This is a genomic window from Aquirufa ecclesiirivi, from assembly GCF_011250515.1.
Taxonomy (GTDB): Bacteria; Bacteroidota; Bacteroidia; order Cytophagales; family Spirosomataceae; genus Aquirufa; species Aquirufa ecclesiirivi.
In genome coordinates, this window is record NZ_JAANOP010000003.1 from 273,101 (window position 1) to 290,683 (window position 17,583).

18 protein-coding genes are annotated in these 17,583 nt (G+C 38.7%); 6 read left to right on the forward strand and 12 right to left on the reverse strand.

All coding sequences use genetic code 11. The features are described from left to right. Positions 1-30 precede the first annotated feature (30 nt). The 8 genes from G9H65_RS06435 to G9H65_RS06470 form a co-directional block, all read right to left on the reverse strand. Positions 31-804, reverse strand: coding sequence for an SDR family NAD(P)-dependent oxidoreductase (locus G9H65_RS06435; protein ID WP_166374524.1), 774 nt, complete (start codon positions 802-804; stop codon positions 31-33). A gap of 68 nt (positions 805-872) precedes the next feature. Continuing rightward, complete coding sequence (locus G9H65_RS06440; protein ID WP_166374525.1) at positions 873-2,576, reverse strand: tetratricopeptide repeat protein; 1,704 nt, start codon at positions 2,574-2,576, stop codon at positions 873-875. Between the two features lie 151 nt (positions 2,577-2,727). Next, positions 2,728-3,681: a PstS family phosphate ABC transporter substrate-binding protein gene (locus G9H65_RS06445; RefSeq protein ID WP_166374526.1), complete on the reverse strand. Its 954-nt coding sequence runs from the start codon at positions 3,679-3,681 to the stop codon at positions 2,728-2,730. Then, the gene (locus G9H65_RS06450) at positions 3,662-3,904 is read right to left on the reverse strand and encodes a hypothetical protein (protein ID WP_166374527.1); all 243 of its coding nucleotides are present in this window, start codon (positions 3,902-3,904) and stop codon (positions 3,662-3,664) included. The genes G9H65_RS06445 and G9H65_RS06450 overlap by 20 nt, the downstream gene beginning before the upstream one ends. Positions 3,905-3,985: 81 nt before the next feature. Then, positions 3,986-4,807 (reverse strand): energy transducer TonB, encoded by an 822-nt coding sequence (locus G9H65_RS06455; RefSeq protein WP_166374528.1) that lies wholly within the window; start codon positions 4,805-4,807, stop codon positions 3,986-3,988. A 44-nt stretch (positions 4,808-4,851) separates the two neighbouring features. Continuing rightward, a complete protein-coding gene (locus G9H65_RS06460; RefSeq protein ID WP_166374529.1) occupies positions 4,852-5,370 on the reverse strand; it encodes an ExbD/TolR family protein in 519 nt (172 codons plus the stop codon). A 25-nt stretch (positions 5,371-5,395) separates the two neighbouring features. Further along, positions 5,396-6,001: an ExbD/TolR family protein gene (locus tag G9H65_RS06465; RefSeq protein ID WP_262887526.1), complete on the reverse strand. Its 606-nt coding sequence runs from the start codon at positions 5,999-6,001 to the stop codon at positions 5,396-5,398. Between the two features lie 73 nt (positions 6,002-6,074). Further along, complete coding sequence (locus tag G9H65_RS06470; RefSeq protein ID WP_166374531.1) at positions 6,075-6,911, reverse strand: MotA/TolQ/ExbB proton channel family protein; 837 nt, start codon at positions 6,909-6,911, stop codon at positions 6,075-6,077. A gap of 354 nt (positions 6,912-7,265) precedes the next feature. On the opposite strand from G9H65_RS06470, the gene G9H65_RS06475 reads away from it, so the two are divergent. Continuing rightward, positions 7,266-7,595: a DUF721 domain-containing protein gene (locus G9H65_RS06475; protein ID WP_166374532.1), complete on the forward strand. Its 330-nt coding sequence runs from the start codon at positions 7,266-7,268 to the stop codon at positions 7,593-7,595. On the opposite strand, the gene G9H65_RS06480 is transcribed toward G9H65_RS06475, so the two are convergent. The 3 genes from G9H65_RS06480 to G9H65_RS06490 are packed head-to-tail and all read right to left on the reverse strand — an operon-like array spanning position 7,573 to position 10,233. Then, entirely contained in the window at positions 7,573-8,742 is a 1,170-nt protein-coding gene (locus tag G9H65_RS06480; protein ID WP_166374533.1) for a glycosyltransferase family 87 protein, read from the reverse strand. The genes G9H65_RS06475 and G9H65_RS06480 overlap by 23 nt on opposite strands. Further along, positions 8,732-9,526, reverse strand: coding sequence for a polysaccharide deacetylase family protein (locus tag G9H65_RS06485; RefSeq protein ID WP_166374534.1), 795 nt, complete (start codon positions 9,524-9,526; stop codon positions 8,732-8,734). The genes G9H65_RS06480 and G9H65_RS06485 overlap by 11 nt, the downstream gene beginning before the upstream one ends. After that, positions 9,523-10,233: a glycosyltransferase family 2 protein gene (locus G9H65_RS06490; protein WP_166374535.1), complete on the reverse strand. Its 711-nt coding sequence runs from the start codon at positions 10,231-10,233 to the stop codon at positions 9,523-9,525. The genes G9H65_RS06485 and G9H65_RS06490 overlap by 4 nt, the downstream gene beginning before the upstream one ends. Before the next feature lie 119 nt (positions 10,234-10,352). Here G9H65_RS06490 and G9H65_RS06495 point away from each other — a divergent pair, with 119 nt between their 5' ends. The 5 genes from G9H65_RS06495 to ftsZ all read left to right on the forward strand — a co-directional run bounded on the left by G9H65_RS06495 (position 10,353) and on the right by ftsZ (position 16,800). Continuing rightward, a complete protein-coding gene (locus G9H65_RS06495; protein ID WP_166374536.1) occupies positions 10,353-11,249 on the forward strand; it encodes a S66 peptidase family protein in 897 nt (298 codons plus the stop codon). Positions 11,250-11,289: 40 nt separating this feature from the next. After that, a complete protein-coding gene (locus G9H65_RS06500) occupies positions 11,290-12,828 on the forward strand; it encodes a YifB family Mg chelatase-like AAA ATPase (RefSeq protein WP_166374537.1) in 1,539 nt (512 codons plus the stop codon). 26 nt (positions 12,829-12,854) lie between these two features. Further along, the gene (locus G9H65_RS06505; protein ID WP_166374538.1) at positions 12,855-13,868 is read left to right on the forward strand and encodes a thioredoxin domain-containing protein; all 1,014 of its coding nucleotides are present in this window, start codon (positions 12,855-12,857) and stop codon (positions 13,866-13,868) included. A gap of 99 nt (positions 13,869-13,967) precedes the next feature. Then, entirely contained in the window at positions 13,968-15,458 is a 1,491-nt protein-coding gene (locus G9H65_RS06510) for a M20/M25/M40 family metallo-hydrolase (protein WP_166374539.1), read from the forward strand. A gap of 55 nt (positions 15,459-15,513) precedes the next feature. Further along, positions 15,514-16,800, forward strand: a complete 1,287-nt coding sequence (gene ftsZ, locus G9H65_RS06515; protein WP_166374540.1) for a cell division protein FtsZ — start codon at positions 15,514-15,516, stop codon at positions 16,798-16,800. Here ftsZ and G9H65_RS06520 read toward each other — a convergent pair. After that, entirely contained in the window at positions 16,797-17,555 is a 759-nt protein-coding gene (locus G9H65_RS06520; protein ID WP_166374541.1) for a copper homeostasis protein CutC, read from the reverse strand. The genes ftsZ and G9H65_RS06520 overlap by 4 nt on opposite strands. Positions 17,556-17,583: the final 28 nt, after the last annotated feature.

Below are 17,583 nucleotides of genomic sequence, written 5' to 3' on the forward strand. Positions count from 1 at the left end.
TCAATCAAAAAACTTAATCCTGCTTAAATATTACTCATATATCCCTTTAGCAACTTTTTCACTTAGAGATTTAGGCATTAACCAGGCAAGCGTAGCACCTAACTTATTAATGAATCCCGTAATGACTTCCGGTTTATGAGCAAACAGCCCTTCCACAGCCAAACGAGCTACCTCTTTGGGGGTCATGACTACTTTTTCAGCTGCTCTCCTAGCCTTATCTTGTAAATTAGCCCGATCATTGAAATTTGTAGAGGTGGCACCAGGGCTAACTACCGTAACTTGAATTCCCTTTGATTTCCACTCATGATACAAACCACGAGAAAAATTCAAAACAAACACTTTGCTGGCTGCATATAAACTCATCAAGGGAATGGCCTGATAGGCAGTAGAACTTGCGATATTTAACACATAAGCTTGTCCCTTACCTTGCAATAAAGGAAAGAATCGATAGCAGGCTTCTGTTAATGCATTCATATTAACGTGCATCATTTGTTGGTTTTCCTCCCAAGAATATGATTCAAAGGCACCCACTAGTCCATATCCAGCATTATTCACCAAAATTCTCACATCTACCTGCTTCTCCACTACCCATTCATAAAGCTGGGCAACGGAGCCGGGCTTGGACAGATCTAAAGGTAAATAATCCACATCCAATGAAAAGTGCGACTTGATTTCATCGCTTACTTGATGTAATTCTTGGGCATTGCGGGCTACTAGAAACAAATTATATCCCCTGGCAGCTAATTCCAAAGCTATTTCTTTTCCTATTCCCTTACTAGCACCGGTAACGATAGCGTATGACATGATGTATCTGAATTGATGATGAATCGAGTTAAAAATAAAAAGCTGCATCAAGCAGCTTTTTATACGATTTATTTTTTGGGAGCCGCAGCTGGTACTGCAGGTGCAGGGTTGAAGTAAGCTTTGATATCTGGATCGTCTGGCTTAATTTCCTGAGCCTTTGTAAATAATTCTTTCACTTTGGCTTCATCTTTAGTAACCGATAAATGATAACCACCTAAGAATTTAAGTGCCTCAAACAACTGGTTTTTATCTTCTTTGTACTGTGTACTTTTTTCAGCTTTTTGTTGCTCTACAGCGGCTAAGAATTTCTCATAATAGGGTGCTCCTAACCATTTAGTACCTGTGTAATCAATGAAGTTATTTGCACGAGCACGATTAATATAGAATGGAGGCCATTTGTCATTGATCTCGATAGCTTTAGCAAACATAGAATCCGCTTTCATGGCCATCGCTGGACGACCCAAGGTATCTGCACGATCCATGTAAGCAGAAGTTAAATAATAGTCCATCGCTACTTTGAAAAAGTCACCTGATCCTACTGTTTGATTTTTCTTCTTTTTCCAATCGATACTTCCTAAACCTGCCTTAGCCGCATCAGCATATCTCTTTTGCTTGTAACGCACATCATGAATAAGAGAATACACGTTGTTATTGGTATCCAATGGAGCAGCTCTTTCAAGATAAAGTAATGCAATTGAATCTTTACCTAGACCTTGATACCCTTTACCGAAATATAAATCATCCATGAAATATGGCTTTACTCCTTTTTTCACCATACCATCTAAGTTTTCAATACCTTGTTGAAAATTACCCATTTCCACATTGGCATATCCACGCATACGATAGATGTCATTATCTTTTACCCCTTTCTTATCTGCTTCATCAGTAAACTTCATTGCTCCCTCATAATCCTTTGACAAGAATAATAATTTAGCTGTTTCTAATGTCACCTCGGGAGTAGCTTCCGCTTTCTCTAAATACTTTCTGAAATAACGAGCCGCATTTTTATATTGATTACCCACAATTAGATACTCACCATAACGACGATGTGCCGGAGCATAGTTGGAATCTAAATCGATAGCTTCTTTATAACGGGCTTGTGTTTCTTTATAGTTTTTACCACGTAAGTATACAATACCAATTTTCACTTTCGCTTTTACATTTCTAGGATCTTGCAACAAGGCTTGCTCGTAAGCAGTAACGGCATTACCACCATCGTTTTTAATCAAAAACGCATCTCCTTTTACAATGTACTGAGCTGCATTAGGAACTTTCTTAGTTTTTTCTTGAATCAAATCAATTAAACGAATCGCTTCACCTGGATCATTGTTGTTCGCATTGAAGCTATCTTCCTTTCCTAATACATAAAACATCTCATAAGCCTCAGCAATACGGTGCAAAACATCAGGATTTTTCTCCTTTGTTTCTTTAATAATGCGATCAAATTCTACTTTAGCAGCAGACACATTATTTTGACCTACCAAAATTGATGCTAAACCTACTTGATTCAAATAGTTTTTAGGATCCGCTGCTTTACCTTTTTCAAAGGCCGCTTTTGCATTATCCCAATCACGAAGATTCAAGTGGTAATAGCCAAGAAAATAATAATTTTCACCCGTAGGAGCCGAAGCTACTAAAGATTCAAATACTTGTTTTGCTCTACTTGGCTGATGACGATCTAAAAAATGCAAACCATCTTGGATTGTTTGCCCGAAGGCCACATTGGATACCAATAATCCCAAACCCAGTATCCACGATTTCATTTTCTTCATTGTTCATTTAAATTAATTGCGATTCTTAATAATTCTCAGGCTTTAAATTGAAATAATTCAATTAAATATCGTAAAAGTTTAGTTTTTTACGAACTACAAAATTAATTATAATTCTTCAATATTTTATTAGACAATGTCAATTAAATATGGTCTATTGGCTAATTTGATACTGTCTAATCGTGATAGGTCGGGTCAGCGGTATTAATCCAGCTTTCAAAACGATCAATTGCCCCATGTCTCCACATACATAATTCACAAAGCCAGTACCTAAACCTAGGTGTGACTCTTTCAAAATAATCTTGACATCTCTTCGAAGTGGATATTTTTTTAGAGCCAAATTATAACCAAATGGTTGATAAAAATCCGATGGCGATTGACTAAGCTTATCGCTAACGGACATTACATGTACAGAACGAATAAAACCTAAAGATGTTGGATTATCTCCATCACTTATCCAATTGGAACCAATTAAACCCAAGGCATTTTTATGAGACTTCACATATTCAATGACAGCTTTATTGGAGCCTGCAGCAAAAATCGGAAGTGGTTTATGGATGTCGAGGCCAAATTTATCAACCAAAAATTTAATATTACTTGAATTTGCTTTGTCTACAACTAAAGCCACTTCCCCTTGGGTACTTTTAGCGCCTATTGACTCCCAAGTATTTTTTTCACCCGACAGCAAGGATTTTAAGGTAGGAAGCGACATTAAGGTGTCTACATTTTGGGGATGTACTAAAAGAGCTAGTCCATCGGCTGCAAAATTGAAACTTCTATAGGCGACCTTCTCTCTTGTGAAAATTTCCTTCTCTTTTTCTGTCAAATCGCGAGTAACTACTACTGCACGAACCTTTTCATTCAACAAGTCGGCAATAGCCTCGTTTTCTGCATGAAAATCAAAATTAATTTTAGCAAAATGATAATTATTTTCGAAGGCGGTTTTTTCTGCTATCAATAAAGGCTGAAATGATTCATCAACAGCTATAGAAATCTCTCCTTTAGCAGGGCCATCAGAAAATTTACTTTCTGTGGATTTATCACAAGAAAATACACTGGCCGCAACTAACAAGCTAAGCACTACTGATTTAATCTTCATAATTGCCATAGTCTGGATCTTTTGTTTCACTAACATATAAAAAAGCACGCCAAATACGAAATAATCCGTACAGCATAAACAAAATTCCTAGCCAAAAAGTAGTAGGCATCTCCATCAACGTACCTAGTTGAAAATCGGACCAAAATCCAATATAATATCCTAGAAAAAAATAAGCTAAAGCGGCAAAAAAACGAAAAAATACGTTAATCCAAACTGCTGCTGGGCGTGCCATAGTCAAATTAGAAAAATTGTTAAACAATCAGACCTGCCAAATAATGAATTTAGCAGGTCTGAAAAATAAATGAAATTTCGATTATTCGGAAAGTACGAAGGTAATCGGTTGAGTAAATCGAGAACGTACCGCACGACCTGACTGTTTACCAGGGGTCCATTTTGGTACAGACTTAATTACACGCATCGCTTCTTCGTCACAACCAAATCCTACAGATTTCAAAACAGTAACATCTTGGATAGTTCCATCCGTATTTACGACGAATTGAACATATACTTTACCGCCTACGTTGGCACGCTGAGCAGCAGATGGATACTTTAAATTTTTCTGTAAGAAACGTCCGAAAGCCGCAGGTCCACCAGGGAATTCTGCTTGTTGTTCTACCGCTGTAAAGATTTCCTCTTCTGCAGGTTTTGGTGGCTCAACTGGCTCTTCTTTTCCTTTGGCATCTGGATCTACAGGAGGTTCGTAATTCTCTGTTTCTCCTTTTACCGTTTCACTAGCTGTGTTACCACGTACCTCTTCTGGCGGTGGCTCAGGCTTAGTAACCTCTTCATCATGCTTGATTTCTGGAGGTAAGAATTTAGTAGTCGTCACCTTTGGAATTTCTTTCGGTGGTGGCGGCGGTGGTGGCGGTGGCAACTCTACCTTCTTCGCAGGTGGCGGAGTGTCCAATTTCATTACTTCGGCTGTCACCTCTGTTTTGTCAGCGCTAGCAGCAGTCAACTGTTTCCAGAATGCTGCCAATAACAATGCACCAACAAAAAGTGCTGAGCCTAGTAATACAGACCGCTTGATGACCTTAGGATACGTCGTCCTTAAAAGAAAAGCACCATACTCACGGTTCTTATCTTTAAAGATAATGTCATCTAATGTAGCATCTTGGCTTATTACTTGTGACATAGTTTATGTTATTTAAAAATTAATTTAAAAGGCTTTTGACCAAATTACTTTCCTGAACGTTTGATTAAGGCTTCAGTATCTGGATCAATTTCTAATAGCGCATAACGCTTGTTATTAGTAATTGCACATTCATCCAACATATCTACCATATTACGGTATTTAGCTTTTTTAGTTGGCTTAATTACCAGAGTAAAGTTGCTACCAACTTTAGCCTTCAAATCCGCGATAACTTTGCGTATTCCCGTGTCAGAATAATCGGTCACCTCTAACTTGGTGCCTGCTTCAGTTGGGATACCTTGGTAGTAATACACCTTATTCTCATCTGGACTCACGGTAAGTGTTTCCGACAATTTAACAGGGGATGTTTCCTTAGTATCCGTTTTATCAGGCATGTTTAATTGCATGGTAACGGGCTTTGCCAACGTAGTCGTCAACATAAAGAAAGTGATAAGAAGAAAGCCTAAGTCCACCATCGGTGTCATGTCAATTTTGGTTGACATTTTTTTACTTCGCTTCTTTCCTCCGCCTTTCTTACCCCCACCGGAGCTATCTATTTCTGCCATTTCTTTTTCTAATTAAAATGAAAATTTATTTTGGTTTATTCTCAGGAGAAGTTACCAACTGGAAGATATTAATATTCTGAGCTTGCAAGGTACCAATGATATCAGCAAACACTTTATAGCTCGAATTTTGATCTCCTTTGATCGCAACCTTCAACTCAGGATTTGACAACTTAGCATATCCAACCCAATAGGACAACTCATTATTAGCAGAATCAACTGGAATTCCCTTTAGAAAACCCTTGTCTTTTGCTTCAGAAGCTTTTATACTCAACACCTGACGCATCGCACCAGCTGGATATCCGACGATTTCAGAACTCATGTAGTTCTTCTTCATTTCGCCTGTTAAAGCAACTCCATAGCGATTTGCCATGCGCTCTAACATAAATTCCCTTGCCATTTGATCGTCGGTTGCCAAATAAACTCCTCCCTCATTGGAAACACTAATGGTTAACATTCCATCCTTCGCATTCAAAGGCTTCTCTGAAATTGAAGATGGTGGTGTAATCGTAACTGCCTCTTCTGGACGAAACTTCGCGGTTAACATGAAGAACGTCAGCAGAAGAAAAGCCACGTCACACATCGCTGTCATATCGAGTGAAACACTTTGTCGTTTGGCTTTAACTTTTGGCATAACAATTTTTATTTTGAACAGTGAAAAAAATAATAAATCGAAATGATTAACTCATTTCGCATGGGTTCAAATATTAATTGTGATGCGTTGCATAATTTTGGTTTACGCTCAAGCCAATCTCATCAATGCTATATGTCAACTCATCAATTTTAGATGTGAAGAAGTTATATGCAATGATACAGATAGCTGATGTACCAATACCTAATGCTGTATTTACAAGAGCCTCAGAAATACCGTTTGCTAATGCAGTAGAGTCAGTTGATCCACCTGAATTACCTAAGGCTGAGAACGCTTTAATCATACCAATTACAGTTCCTAACAAACCGATCAAAGTAGCAACTGATGCTAATGTTGCGATGATTGTTAAGTTTTTCTCCAACATGGGTAATTCCAATGAAGTAGCTTCTTCAACCTCCTTACTCAAGGCTGCTAATTTTTGCTCTTTATCCAAAGAACCATCAGTGATTAATTGCTTATACTTTTTAACGGCAGAAAGAGTCACGTTACCTACTGAACCTTTTTGCTTCTCACAAGCTTTCAAAGCAGCTTCAACATCATCTTTGTCTAAAGAAGATTGAATTGAACGAACGAATGCATTAACATCACCTGTTCCCTTTGCTTTACCGATTGTCATTAAACGCTCAATAGAGAAAGTTAATGAGGTCAAGAAACAAGTCATTAACACGGGTACAATCACACCTCCTTTATACACGATACCAAAGTAATCGCCAGGTAGTGGGTGTCCTTCGTTGGTTCCGCCTTCAAAGTGTGAACCATCCCCCATTACAAAATTGTAAATACCTAGGGCAATGACAAAAAGAATAATAAGAATAACTCCTGCAGGAATACCTCCAGATTTTTTTTGGGGTGCAGCTGGCTTAGCAGCTGGCTTTGGTTGTTGTGTACTCATTAGTTTGGTAATTTGGGGTTAAAGAATTATTTAAAAATAAAACTCGCGAAATTACAACGTAGCAGTTTTCATAGATTTCTAAGCGTCCGCTGTTTTTTTCAGTAAAGGCAAAAGTAATGCAATTCTTAAATAATTTTTACACGGGTTTATCTAAAAAGTTCTCATTTTTTTCATATCACTAGGGTACCTATTGTACTATCCTGATATTTTAAACTAAATACGTCGCTTTATTAGGTACTTTTTCGAGAATTAAAAAATTAAAAAAAAATGAAAAAAATTTAATTTAAACCGTTAAATCGACGAAAGTCCTCTTTAAAAATTCTAACTTTAAACTCTAAAACAACCTTTTATCACATGGATTCTCCCTTTTATCCAAAACGACTTAAACCCTCAACTCGCAAAGAATCTAGCCATTCTTTGAAGGAGGTGATCGAGTCCATGCTGAAAGTCTACCAGATACAAGGTAAATACGAGGAAACCTTTGTCAGTGCTCACTGGGAAGAAATCATGGGGAAACCCATCGCTGCACGTACTCAGAAGGTCTATGTACACCAACAAAAGCTCTTTTTACAAATCAATTCGGCCCCACTCAAAAAAGAACTCATGATGGCTAAACAGAAGATGATAGAACTCATCAATAAACACGCTAAATCTGATTTAATTAAAGACGTGGTGTTTCTTTAGGCCCTAGTTTGACTAAATCCCAGGCTATTGCCAACCAAACCAAAAACAAGGGCAAAATCATCAACCCCAATGGATTGACCCATTCATTTCGAAGCCATTGAGGAAATAAATCCGTCGGCGAAAAACTAGAAATCAATAAAGTAAGCAGCAACAAAGCCCATCGAGATTTTGTTTTCTCTCCCAAAACAAACCAGATGCCAACTCCTGGAAAAGCCATAATTAAAGTAGGTGACTCCGTTCCTGTGCTGGCCAACATCAAATAAATGCTCACAAAAGCCACAATTCTCAAATGAAATGATACATCCTTCCATTTTTTAATTTGGAAAAAGACATACAAATTTAATACCATCGAAGGAATCAAAAACCATAAATTGGACAGAGCACCATCTCCAGTCCATCGACGAAACATTCCCATCACGCAAACATCTGTACGTAAGTTTCGAATGTCTACATTTAACTCATTTTTGTGCGACAAAACCTCTTTCCAGCCCATGTAGGTAGACATCCCATAGTCCCAACCTCCTAAAAACATAGGAAGTAATAAGATCAACCACATCCAAAAAATTAGATATCCCGCCAATCGAAGTGGTTTTTTAGAAAAAAAGAAAAAGGCCAGCCCAACTATTCCATATAATTTGATACAAATACCTAATACAATCCAAAGGGCCGCCCAAGCATCTTGTCCCCTATGAATGCAGATATAAGACCACAAAATAAGCGCGATACACAATGGATGAAATTGGGTATTCAATAAAGCCGTTACCGTGGAATTCAAGATGATCCAAGATATGGCTACCCGCTTTTTTTGATCCAATGGCAAATTCCAAACCGCTAAAAAAAGGACTAAAGCATTTATCACATTCCAAACCGTCACACTAATGGCTGTAGGCAAGAAAGCAAATGGCGCCATCAAAATAGCAAAAATGGGACCGTATAAGTATAGATCGAAATATTCCTTCGGATATTCAAGGTACAAAGGCATTCTTTGGATGAAGTGACCGTAGCTCGACTTAAATATGATGAAATTGTTGATATGCGAATTAAGCTCTCCTAAATTATATTGTTTAATCCCTGTAAAAAGTCCAGCGATGAACCAAAGGCCTAATAAGACATCGTAACGAGCATAAAATGCAGGTTTATTTTCCATTTTCTAATTGCTTTACAAAATTTTCCATGGTCATAAACTCCCCTAAGCCTTCTTTTTGCAAATACAAAATCAAGGATTTCAATTTGGAAACCAACGCTCCTTTTGAACCACGACTCACATGTGCCGGCAATGGGTATTTCGATAAATCTGCGAATTCCCAAGGATGAAAATAAAGATTCAAAAAACCATGCTTTTTTAAGGTTTCTTTGCACATTTGCTGATAAGCAAACAATGGAAAATTTTTAAATGCTAACCAAAATAATGGAATCCTGAAATTCGGAGTAACTGATGCGGGGATGTTCCAAAGTCCCTTTTCAAAAAAAGGTAACTTGGAAGCCTTTAAGTGATTATATCTACCCGGAATCCAAGTTGGATTCAAGGAAGAATGGTACTTGTAACCAGATTGAAGTATATCTGACTCTTCAACATGCTGCATTCTAGCCATTCTAAAACCTATAACCTTTCTTCCACTAAGTTCCTCCAAAAGTACTCGGGAAGACAGCAGGTCCGTTTTCGGATCAAACTTACTGTGATAAAATCCGTGAGAAGCCAACTCATGCTGGGGATCTAATCCCTTGATCCATTCAGGATTGTGTTTCGCATAAACTCCCGTACAAAATACCGTGCAAGGAACTTGGGTCTGAGAAATAACGGACATGAATTCCTCCAAACCCTTTCTTGATTGTTCTAATTGTTCGTCCAAATCCATTGTATAACCATACTCCAAAGGAATATCACATTCTTCTACATCAATGGTCAATAAAATGGCAGGAGCTTGTTTCATTTAAAAAATACACCTCGAATTAAAATGGAAATAAAATTGAACAATTCAGTTAAAATGGTTTTAGGCCTCATGGTAGAAAAATGTATTCCTTCACGTACCTGTACATAAATCCAATCCATCTGAATATCCTTTTGCTTAGATACTAAAACCAAAAATTCCATGTCAAACAGAAATGCGGCAATGGTCGTTTTTAGAAAAATTTCTTTTCCTTTGGCATTAAATCCCTTCAAGCCTGACTGCGTATCTTTCACTTTTAGGCTAGGGAAAAACAAATAATTCATCACTTTGAGAGAAAGTGAAAAAATCTTCCTTCGAAAGGGTAATTGGTCATAATATTGTTCATCACGAACCCCGACTACCACATCGGCTTGTCCTTGGTCTAACCTTCGGTACATTTCCCAGGCATTTTCCATCCTGTAAGGATAATCCGCATCGGTATAGATCACCATATCCCCATGACATTGACGAATAGCATGCCTCAATGCCCCTCCTTTTCCTAAGTTTTGACTTAAAGGAATGAAGGTGAAATGAGGGATTGCTTGTTCTAATGTTTCAATATCCACCGAATGCACCCCTTGTTTACTTCCATCATCTACCACATAGACATGTACTTCCACATCAGAGGGAATACGCGACATAAATAAGGTATAATGACGAATTAAATCCTCCGACCAGCCCTGATGTGGGTTGTAACATGGATGAACCAAGTCTAGGCTTTTATTTGTCTTTGGAGTAGTCAAACAGGGATATTTTTTGCAATAATACGAAAATTAAGCCTTGGGTTAAAGGGAAAAATAATTCATATTTGTCTACCATTCTATCAATTATGAAAACTCCTCCTCTATTACATCCAGGCGACGAAGTGATTTTGGTATCTCCAGCCTCCCATCCAAAGAGCGATCAATGGAAGCAAGGCGTGGAAGTATTGGAATCTTGGGGTTTGAAAGTTCGACTCGCTCCCAATGCCTTATCACACTATTTTGGATTTGGAGGAAGTGATGAAGAGCGATTAAGTGATTTTCAATTAGCGCTGGATGACCCTAAGATTAAAGCTATTTTCCCCATTCGAGGAGGATATGGTTCCAGCCGAATTTTGGACCGTTTGAATTTTGAAAAGTTCCTACTAAATCCTAAGTGGATCATCGGTTTCTCCGATATAACAGCCATTCTGAATCACGTAGCTCAACTGGAAATAGCTAGCATACATGGCCCTATGCCGCATAATTTCTGCCAAGTAGGCGGAGATGAGGCTTTGGAAAGTCTCCGAAATCTCCTTTTTGAAGGAAAAATACAGATTGATATTCCTTCCGAACCAGAGAATAGAATAGGTCATGCCGAGGCGGAAATTGTAGGAGGAAATTTATCCTTGATTGTACACCTGATAGGCAGTCAAAGTCTTCCAGATTTCAAAGGAAAGATATTATTGTTGGAAGATGTGGGTGAAAATTTATACCACATTGACCGCATGGTCTTACAACTAAAAAGAGCTGGATTATTGGATCATTTAGCGGGCCTGATTGTTGGTGGTTTTAGTGACTGCAAAGAAGCAGGCTTGAGTGTGGGTAAAAATGTGAATCAAATAATATTAGAACATACTGCTGGTAGCCAATATCCCATTGCCTTTGAATTTCCATCGGGGCATATTGCGCAAAATTTTCCTTTGGTTTTCGGAAAAAAAATCAAGCTCTTGGTAAATGCAGACAATGTCCAATTAACTGATTAAGTCATATCTGCTTTCTGCCTAATTTGCCTAACAAAAAGCCATGTTAGCCAAAACCTATGGATGCGCCGTGTTCGGAGTATCTGCCAACCTCATCACCATTGAAACGCATGTAGGACAAGGAAGTAAATGTTATTTAGTAGGACTTCCAGATTCCACTATCAAAGAATCCATCCAACGAGTAGAATCCGCTTTAAAAAATAATGGCTTCTTTTTCCCGAGAAGAAAAGTCATCATAAATCTAGCACCAGCAGACATTCGAAAAGAAGGATCTGCTTATGATTTACCCATAGCTTTATCTATTTTAGAAGCATCTGAGCAGGTCGAGTTAAAAGGATTGGAGGACTATGTGATTATGGGCGAACTGGCCCTAGATGGTACCATTCGACCAATAAAAGGCGCCTTACCCATCGCATTAGAGGCAAAAAGTCGAGGTATTTCTAAGCTTATCTTACCAGAAGAAAATGCCATTGAAGCTGCTATGGTTGAGGGCATTGAGGTATTTGGACTCAGCCACCTGAGGGAAACGATACAATTTATTCGGGGGAAAATAACCCTAGAGCCTACTCAAGTCAATGTTCATGCTTTATTCAACCAAACTCACGACCAATTTGATGTAGACTTTTCCCAAGTTCAGGGGCAAGAAAGCGTCAAAAGGGCCTTTGAAATTGCTGCTGCTGGAGGGCATAATTTGATTATGATTGGACCTCCAGGAGCAGGAAAAACGATGTTGGCGAAAAGATTACCGACCATTCTTCCTCCATTTTCTTTAACTGAAGCTTTGGAAGTAACTAAAATTCATTCGGTAGCGGGTAAATTAATGGGTAAGCATTCCTTGTTGACACATCGTCCTTTCAGATGTCCGCACCATACGATTTCGAATGCGGCTTTGGTGGGAGGCGGGTCATTTCCTCAGCCGGGAGAAATATCATTAGCTCATCATGGTGTCTTATTTCTTGACGAACTTCCGGAATTCAATAGAAATGCGTTAGAAGTCATGCGGCAACCGTTAGAGGATCGCAAAGTGTTTATTTCGAGAGCCAAATGGTCCCTGGAGTTTCCTGCTAATTTTATGTTGGTCGCAAGCATGAATCCTTGTCCATGCGGGTACTATAACCACCCCAATAAGGACTGCGTTTGTGGCCCAGGTCAAGTTCAACGTTATTTAAATCGTATTTCAGGACCTTTACTGGATCGAATTGATATGCACATAGAAATTGTGCCTGTGCATTTTGAAGAAATGAGTCAGGAAAGAGCTGCCGAATCAAGTGAACACGTACGAAAAAGGGTGATTGATGCCAGAATTATCCAACAAAATCGATTCATCCCATTTCCCAAAATCCACTCCAATGCCATGATGGCCAGCCAGCAGGTTAATGAATTTTGCCATCTGGATGAGCCATCCCAACAATTATTATCCGTAGCGATGGACAAACTTCAACTATCTGCCCGAGCTTATGACAAAATTCGTAAAGTAGCTCGTACGATTGCCGATTTGGCAAAGTCGGAGAATATATTCTCCGAACACATAGCAGAAGCTATTACCTATCGAAATTTAGATAGAGAAAATTGGGCAGGATGATGTATTTTTGAAAAAAATACCTTTTTATGCGCCTATCTTCTTTGATGCTATTTCTATTTATGTGCCTGATTCAACCCTTAACGGCACAAAAAATTGACCAAAATAAATCTTTTAGACCATTTATTCCCATTGAAGAAATATTTAAAAAAGCAGCAAAAGAAAATAAACCGGTATTTTTTGAAGCCTTTTTGCCCTCATGTTCGCATTGTATCGCTTACGACAAAACCTTAAGTTCACCTGCTATCAAGGCGTATTTGGACAAAAATTTCCATGCTTATCAGTTGGATTTGAGTAAACCTGAAAACAATGCTTTTTTACGTTCCCGCAAAATTTTCATTCCATCAACCCCTTCTTTTATCGTCTTTTCTCCTCAAGGTAAAGTTTGGAATATTGAGCCCGTGGGTGAATCGACAAATTCGGTGAATGGCATTATCAAATTGTTGGATGCCGCTAAAAACCCATTGCAAAACCATGCCCAACTAGTAGAACGTTATACAATAGGTGAAAGAAATAAAGAAAACATGATTTCTGCAGCCTATTTTACACGTTTAAGTTTGGATACAGCAAAAAATATAACTCTCGTCAATGACTTAGTAAAATTGATTAAACCAGAGGAATTCGAGGGCGAAACTAGCTTTTTACTGATTCAGAAAGTCATGATGGATGATGACAATGCCCTGTTCCATCATTTTATTACTCATATCAAAAACTACCAAAGTAAATTTGATAGTGTCGAAGTTAAGCAAACCGCCGAAAATACCATCATGACAAGTTTGTATAGTGGCCGTGCGAGAAGCTATAGTCCAGAGCGACTACAAAGTTTAAAAAATGGTTTACAAGCGATTGGACTAAAACCTCAACAAATTGCTGCTCGATTTATCTACCTGGAGGTATTAATTGATTTAGATAAAAAGTTAGTCGATCAAGCAGTGGCAAGGGTCAAAAATTACTACGGTGGAAAGGCGATTCCAGAAAAAGAAAAGGAGTTTTGGTGTAAACTTTTGAAAAAGTCGGGTAGTATGGAGTGCTTACTTCCTTAAATATCCATTTATATAAAATCCTCTGGAAACGAATTGGTATTTTGCTCAAAAAAAAGTAAATTTCTGAATCGTAAGCCTTCATCCTATTTAAACTAATCCATGAAGAAAAGTATATTATCCATCTTTATCTTTGTTTTCATCATCGCTTCTTTTGGTTTCACTCCTTCTATTGGAGGTGAGGAAAGTTTAGAGTCGGTGTTTAAGCGCATTAAAGAGGAGGTTGATCAAAATTCATTGGCTTATACTTCATTAGGTACTGCCTGCCAAACTTTAGGTCATCGCTTGACTGGCAGCGAGAAAGGGAAAAAAGCGGAAGAATTTGCGTTTAATCTCTTCAAAAAATACGGTTTTCGGGATACTAAATTTCAAGGTTTCCAAGTGGAAGCTTGGGCAAGAGATACTGTAACACTTTCCATAGCCCCTCCTAAATCCGATGATTTCAGAGAAGTACCGGTAGTTTCTTTAGCGATGACACCTGTAGAAGCGAATATTACAGGAGCCATGGTGGATATGGGAAATGGCCTTGATGTCGATTTTGAATCAAAAAAAGAACAAATCAAGGGTAAGGTAGCAGTGATGAACATAGGTTTGGTAGATCCCAAACCAGGACAAAAGAACCTTCACCGATCGGAGAAGACCGCTTTAGCCATTCAATACGGAGCCATTGGGGTGATTTTTGTGAATACAGTCAAAGGACAAATTTTATTAACTGGTACCGCCTCGGTTACTGGAAATTTAATATCCATCCCTGCCGTATGTATCAGTTGGGAAAGTGGTGTTGAAATCCGCAAATGGATGCTAGAGCAACCCGGACTATTGAGTTTAATCGAAATGCACAATGTGAGCAAACCAATTAAAGCACGCAATGTAGTGGCTACCTTGAAAGGCGACAATAAAAAATACCGCAAGGAGAAAATCATCATTGGTGGTCACTTAGATTCTTGGGATTTATCCACGGGTGCCATCGACAATGGCATTGGTTCGTTTTCGGTCATTGATATCGCCAGAACATTCAAGGCATTGGGCCTAAAAAACAAAAGAACGATTGAATTTGTCGCTTTCATGGGTGAAGAAGAAGGATTGCTTGGTTCTAAAGCCTACATCGAAAGAGCCAAAAAAACGGGTGAAATTGATGAAATCGTGTACATGATTAATTTAGACATGACAAACAATGTTTTTGGTTTCAATGCAGGAGGAAGAGACGAGTTAGTCGCTTTGTTAAAAGAAATTGGCAATAAAATCAAATCGATTGATCCTGCTTTTGGAAATGAAATAAGCAACAGTGCTGGCTTACACTCTGATCATCAGTCGTTTTTATTGGAAGGAATTCCAGCGAGTGCTCCTATGGGCCGATTAGAGAAACGGGTGTTAGATTGCTATCATGCCAATTGTGACTCTTTTGATCTGGTCAACAAAAAAGAATTAGAAAGTACCGTAAAATACACAGCTATGTTGTTGTACGGAGTAGCCAATGCCAACTCCATTCCAGCCAAAAAACTAGATTTTTACTCCACTCGTGATTTCTTCATCAAACAAAATTTGAGAAGAGATTTAGAGCTAGGTAATGAATGGCGCTGGGGTAAAGATTAAACAGCATACATTCGATTTCATTTATTAGATTATTCCCTAAAAGCATATTTACATCATGAATAACCAGAACCCTTCCTTTTTCGATCATAAAATGGAAATTGTTCCTGAATCTTCTTTCAAATCCATCATCAAAGTTATTGGTATTGGTGGTGGAGGCTCTAATGCGGTTCGCCACATGGATAACATGAAGATCAAAGGAGCGGATTTGATTATTTGCAACACAGATTCGCAAGCCTTGGCATCGAATCCTGTTAAGACGAAAATCAAATTAGGAGAACAAGGGCTTGGTGCTGGAACTGATCCTGAGGTAGGGAAATTAGCTGCATTAGACAGTATTGATAAGATTAATGCCGTATTAACTAGTGGTACTGAAATGCTTTTCATTACCGCAGGTATGGGAGGAGGTACAGGAACAGGAGCTGCCCCAGTTGTAGCTGAAATTGCTAGAAAAAGAGGTTTATTAACGGTGGCTGTGGTGACTGCCCCTTATGCTTGGGAAGGTCGGGAAAAAATCCAGTATGCCTTAACAGGAATCCAAGAATTAAAAACCTATTGTGACACTGTCCTAGTTGTCATGAATGATAAGCTAGCTCAAATTTATGAGAAACTGGCTGTCAAAGATGCTTTTGCGAAAGCAGATGATGTTCTGGCTAAAGCTGTAAAAAGTGTGGTAGACGTTATTGCCAAACCTGGAGATATCAATACGGACTTTATGGACGTTAAGAAGGTATTGAAAAATGCAGGGCAAGCCATGATGAGTTCCGCATTGGGAAAAGGCGAAGACCGTGCATTTCAAGCCATTGCGGAAGCTTTAGAATCTCCATTATTAAATTCTCAGGAAATCAAAGGTGCCAAACGCATCTTAGTTACAGTTTCCACAAGTTCGGAACATGCTTTGGTCATGAGCGAACAAAATATCATCATTGAATACTTGAATGGGCGTATTAATGACCAAGCAGATATGGTGAAATTTGGTTTCTCTACCGATGATGAATTGGGAGAGGATTTATACCTAACTGTGATAGCGGCTGGATTTGAACATGAGCAAAATGCTTTGGATGATTTCTTATTCAGCGATACTAGACATTATGGAACAGCCAATAAGCCTGCCTCATTAATCTCGGGTGCTACTGTTGAATTTGATGAGTTCGGAGCTACGAACTCTGCCTCCACAGAAAGTGAAGAAGTTCGTTTCCAGAAAATGGTAGACCATTACAAAAAAGGGGGACCCGATGAAAGCGACTTCGCCATTCCTACCTATCAAAGAAATCAAATCCCCTTGTATGATTTAAGTCGAATTCCTCAAGAAGAGTGGATTGAAACTCCATTGTACGAGAATTAACAGTTTTTGATTTTAAAAACTATTTCACGAATAATTTCTTGACTGGCATAAGCTACCTCAAATTCTGAGATTTCGGCTACTCCACCCATGGAAATACCTGGCCTGCGGTATTTCATGTCCGACTCTCGTGTGGTTCTTGCACTAAGATGAACGGCATCTACACCGGCATCTACTAGTTGTAAGCAATTTTGAGGATTTACTCCACTGCCTGCCATGATTTGAATTCGACCTTGAGCGGCTTCTACCAAAGTAGCTATTGCTTCAATTCCATCCATGGCTTTGTTTTTTTGACCTGAGGTCAAAATTCGATTAAATCCTAGATCAATTAATGCCTCCATCACTTCCAAAGGTTCCCTAGAGACATCAATGGCCCGATGACAAGTTAGCTCGGCAGATTCACCAACAATATATTTGACTTCCTTTAAAAAATTCAGATCGATGTCGCCATGGGGATTTAGTGCCCCAATAACCAAACCATGCACTCCCAAAGTAAGATATTGGTCTATCTCGGCTAACATGGTTTTTTTTTCATAAGAATCATAACAGAAATCGCCACCACGCGCTCTCACCATCACATGAATTCCCAAAGATGTTTGAGTTAAGGCTTCTAAAACTAGACCAGCGGAGGGACTTGTTCCTCCTTCCCATGGTGAAGCACATAATTCTACACGATCAGCTCCTGCCTGATCGGCGGCTAAACAAGAAAAAAGGGAATAACTACAAACTTCTACCGAGATCGTACGGGATTCTGACATAAAAAATAGGGCTCTATAAGCGTTAAAA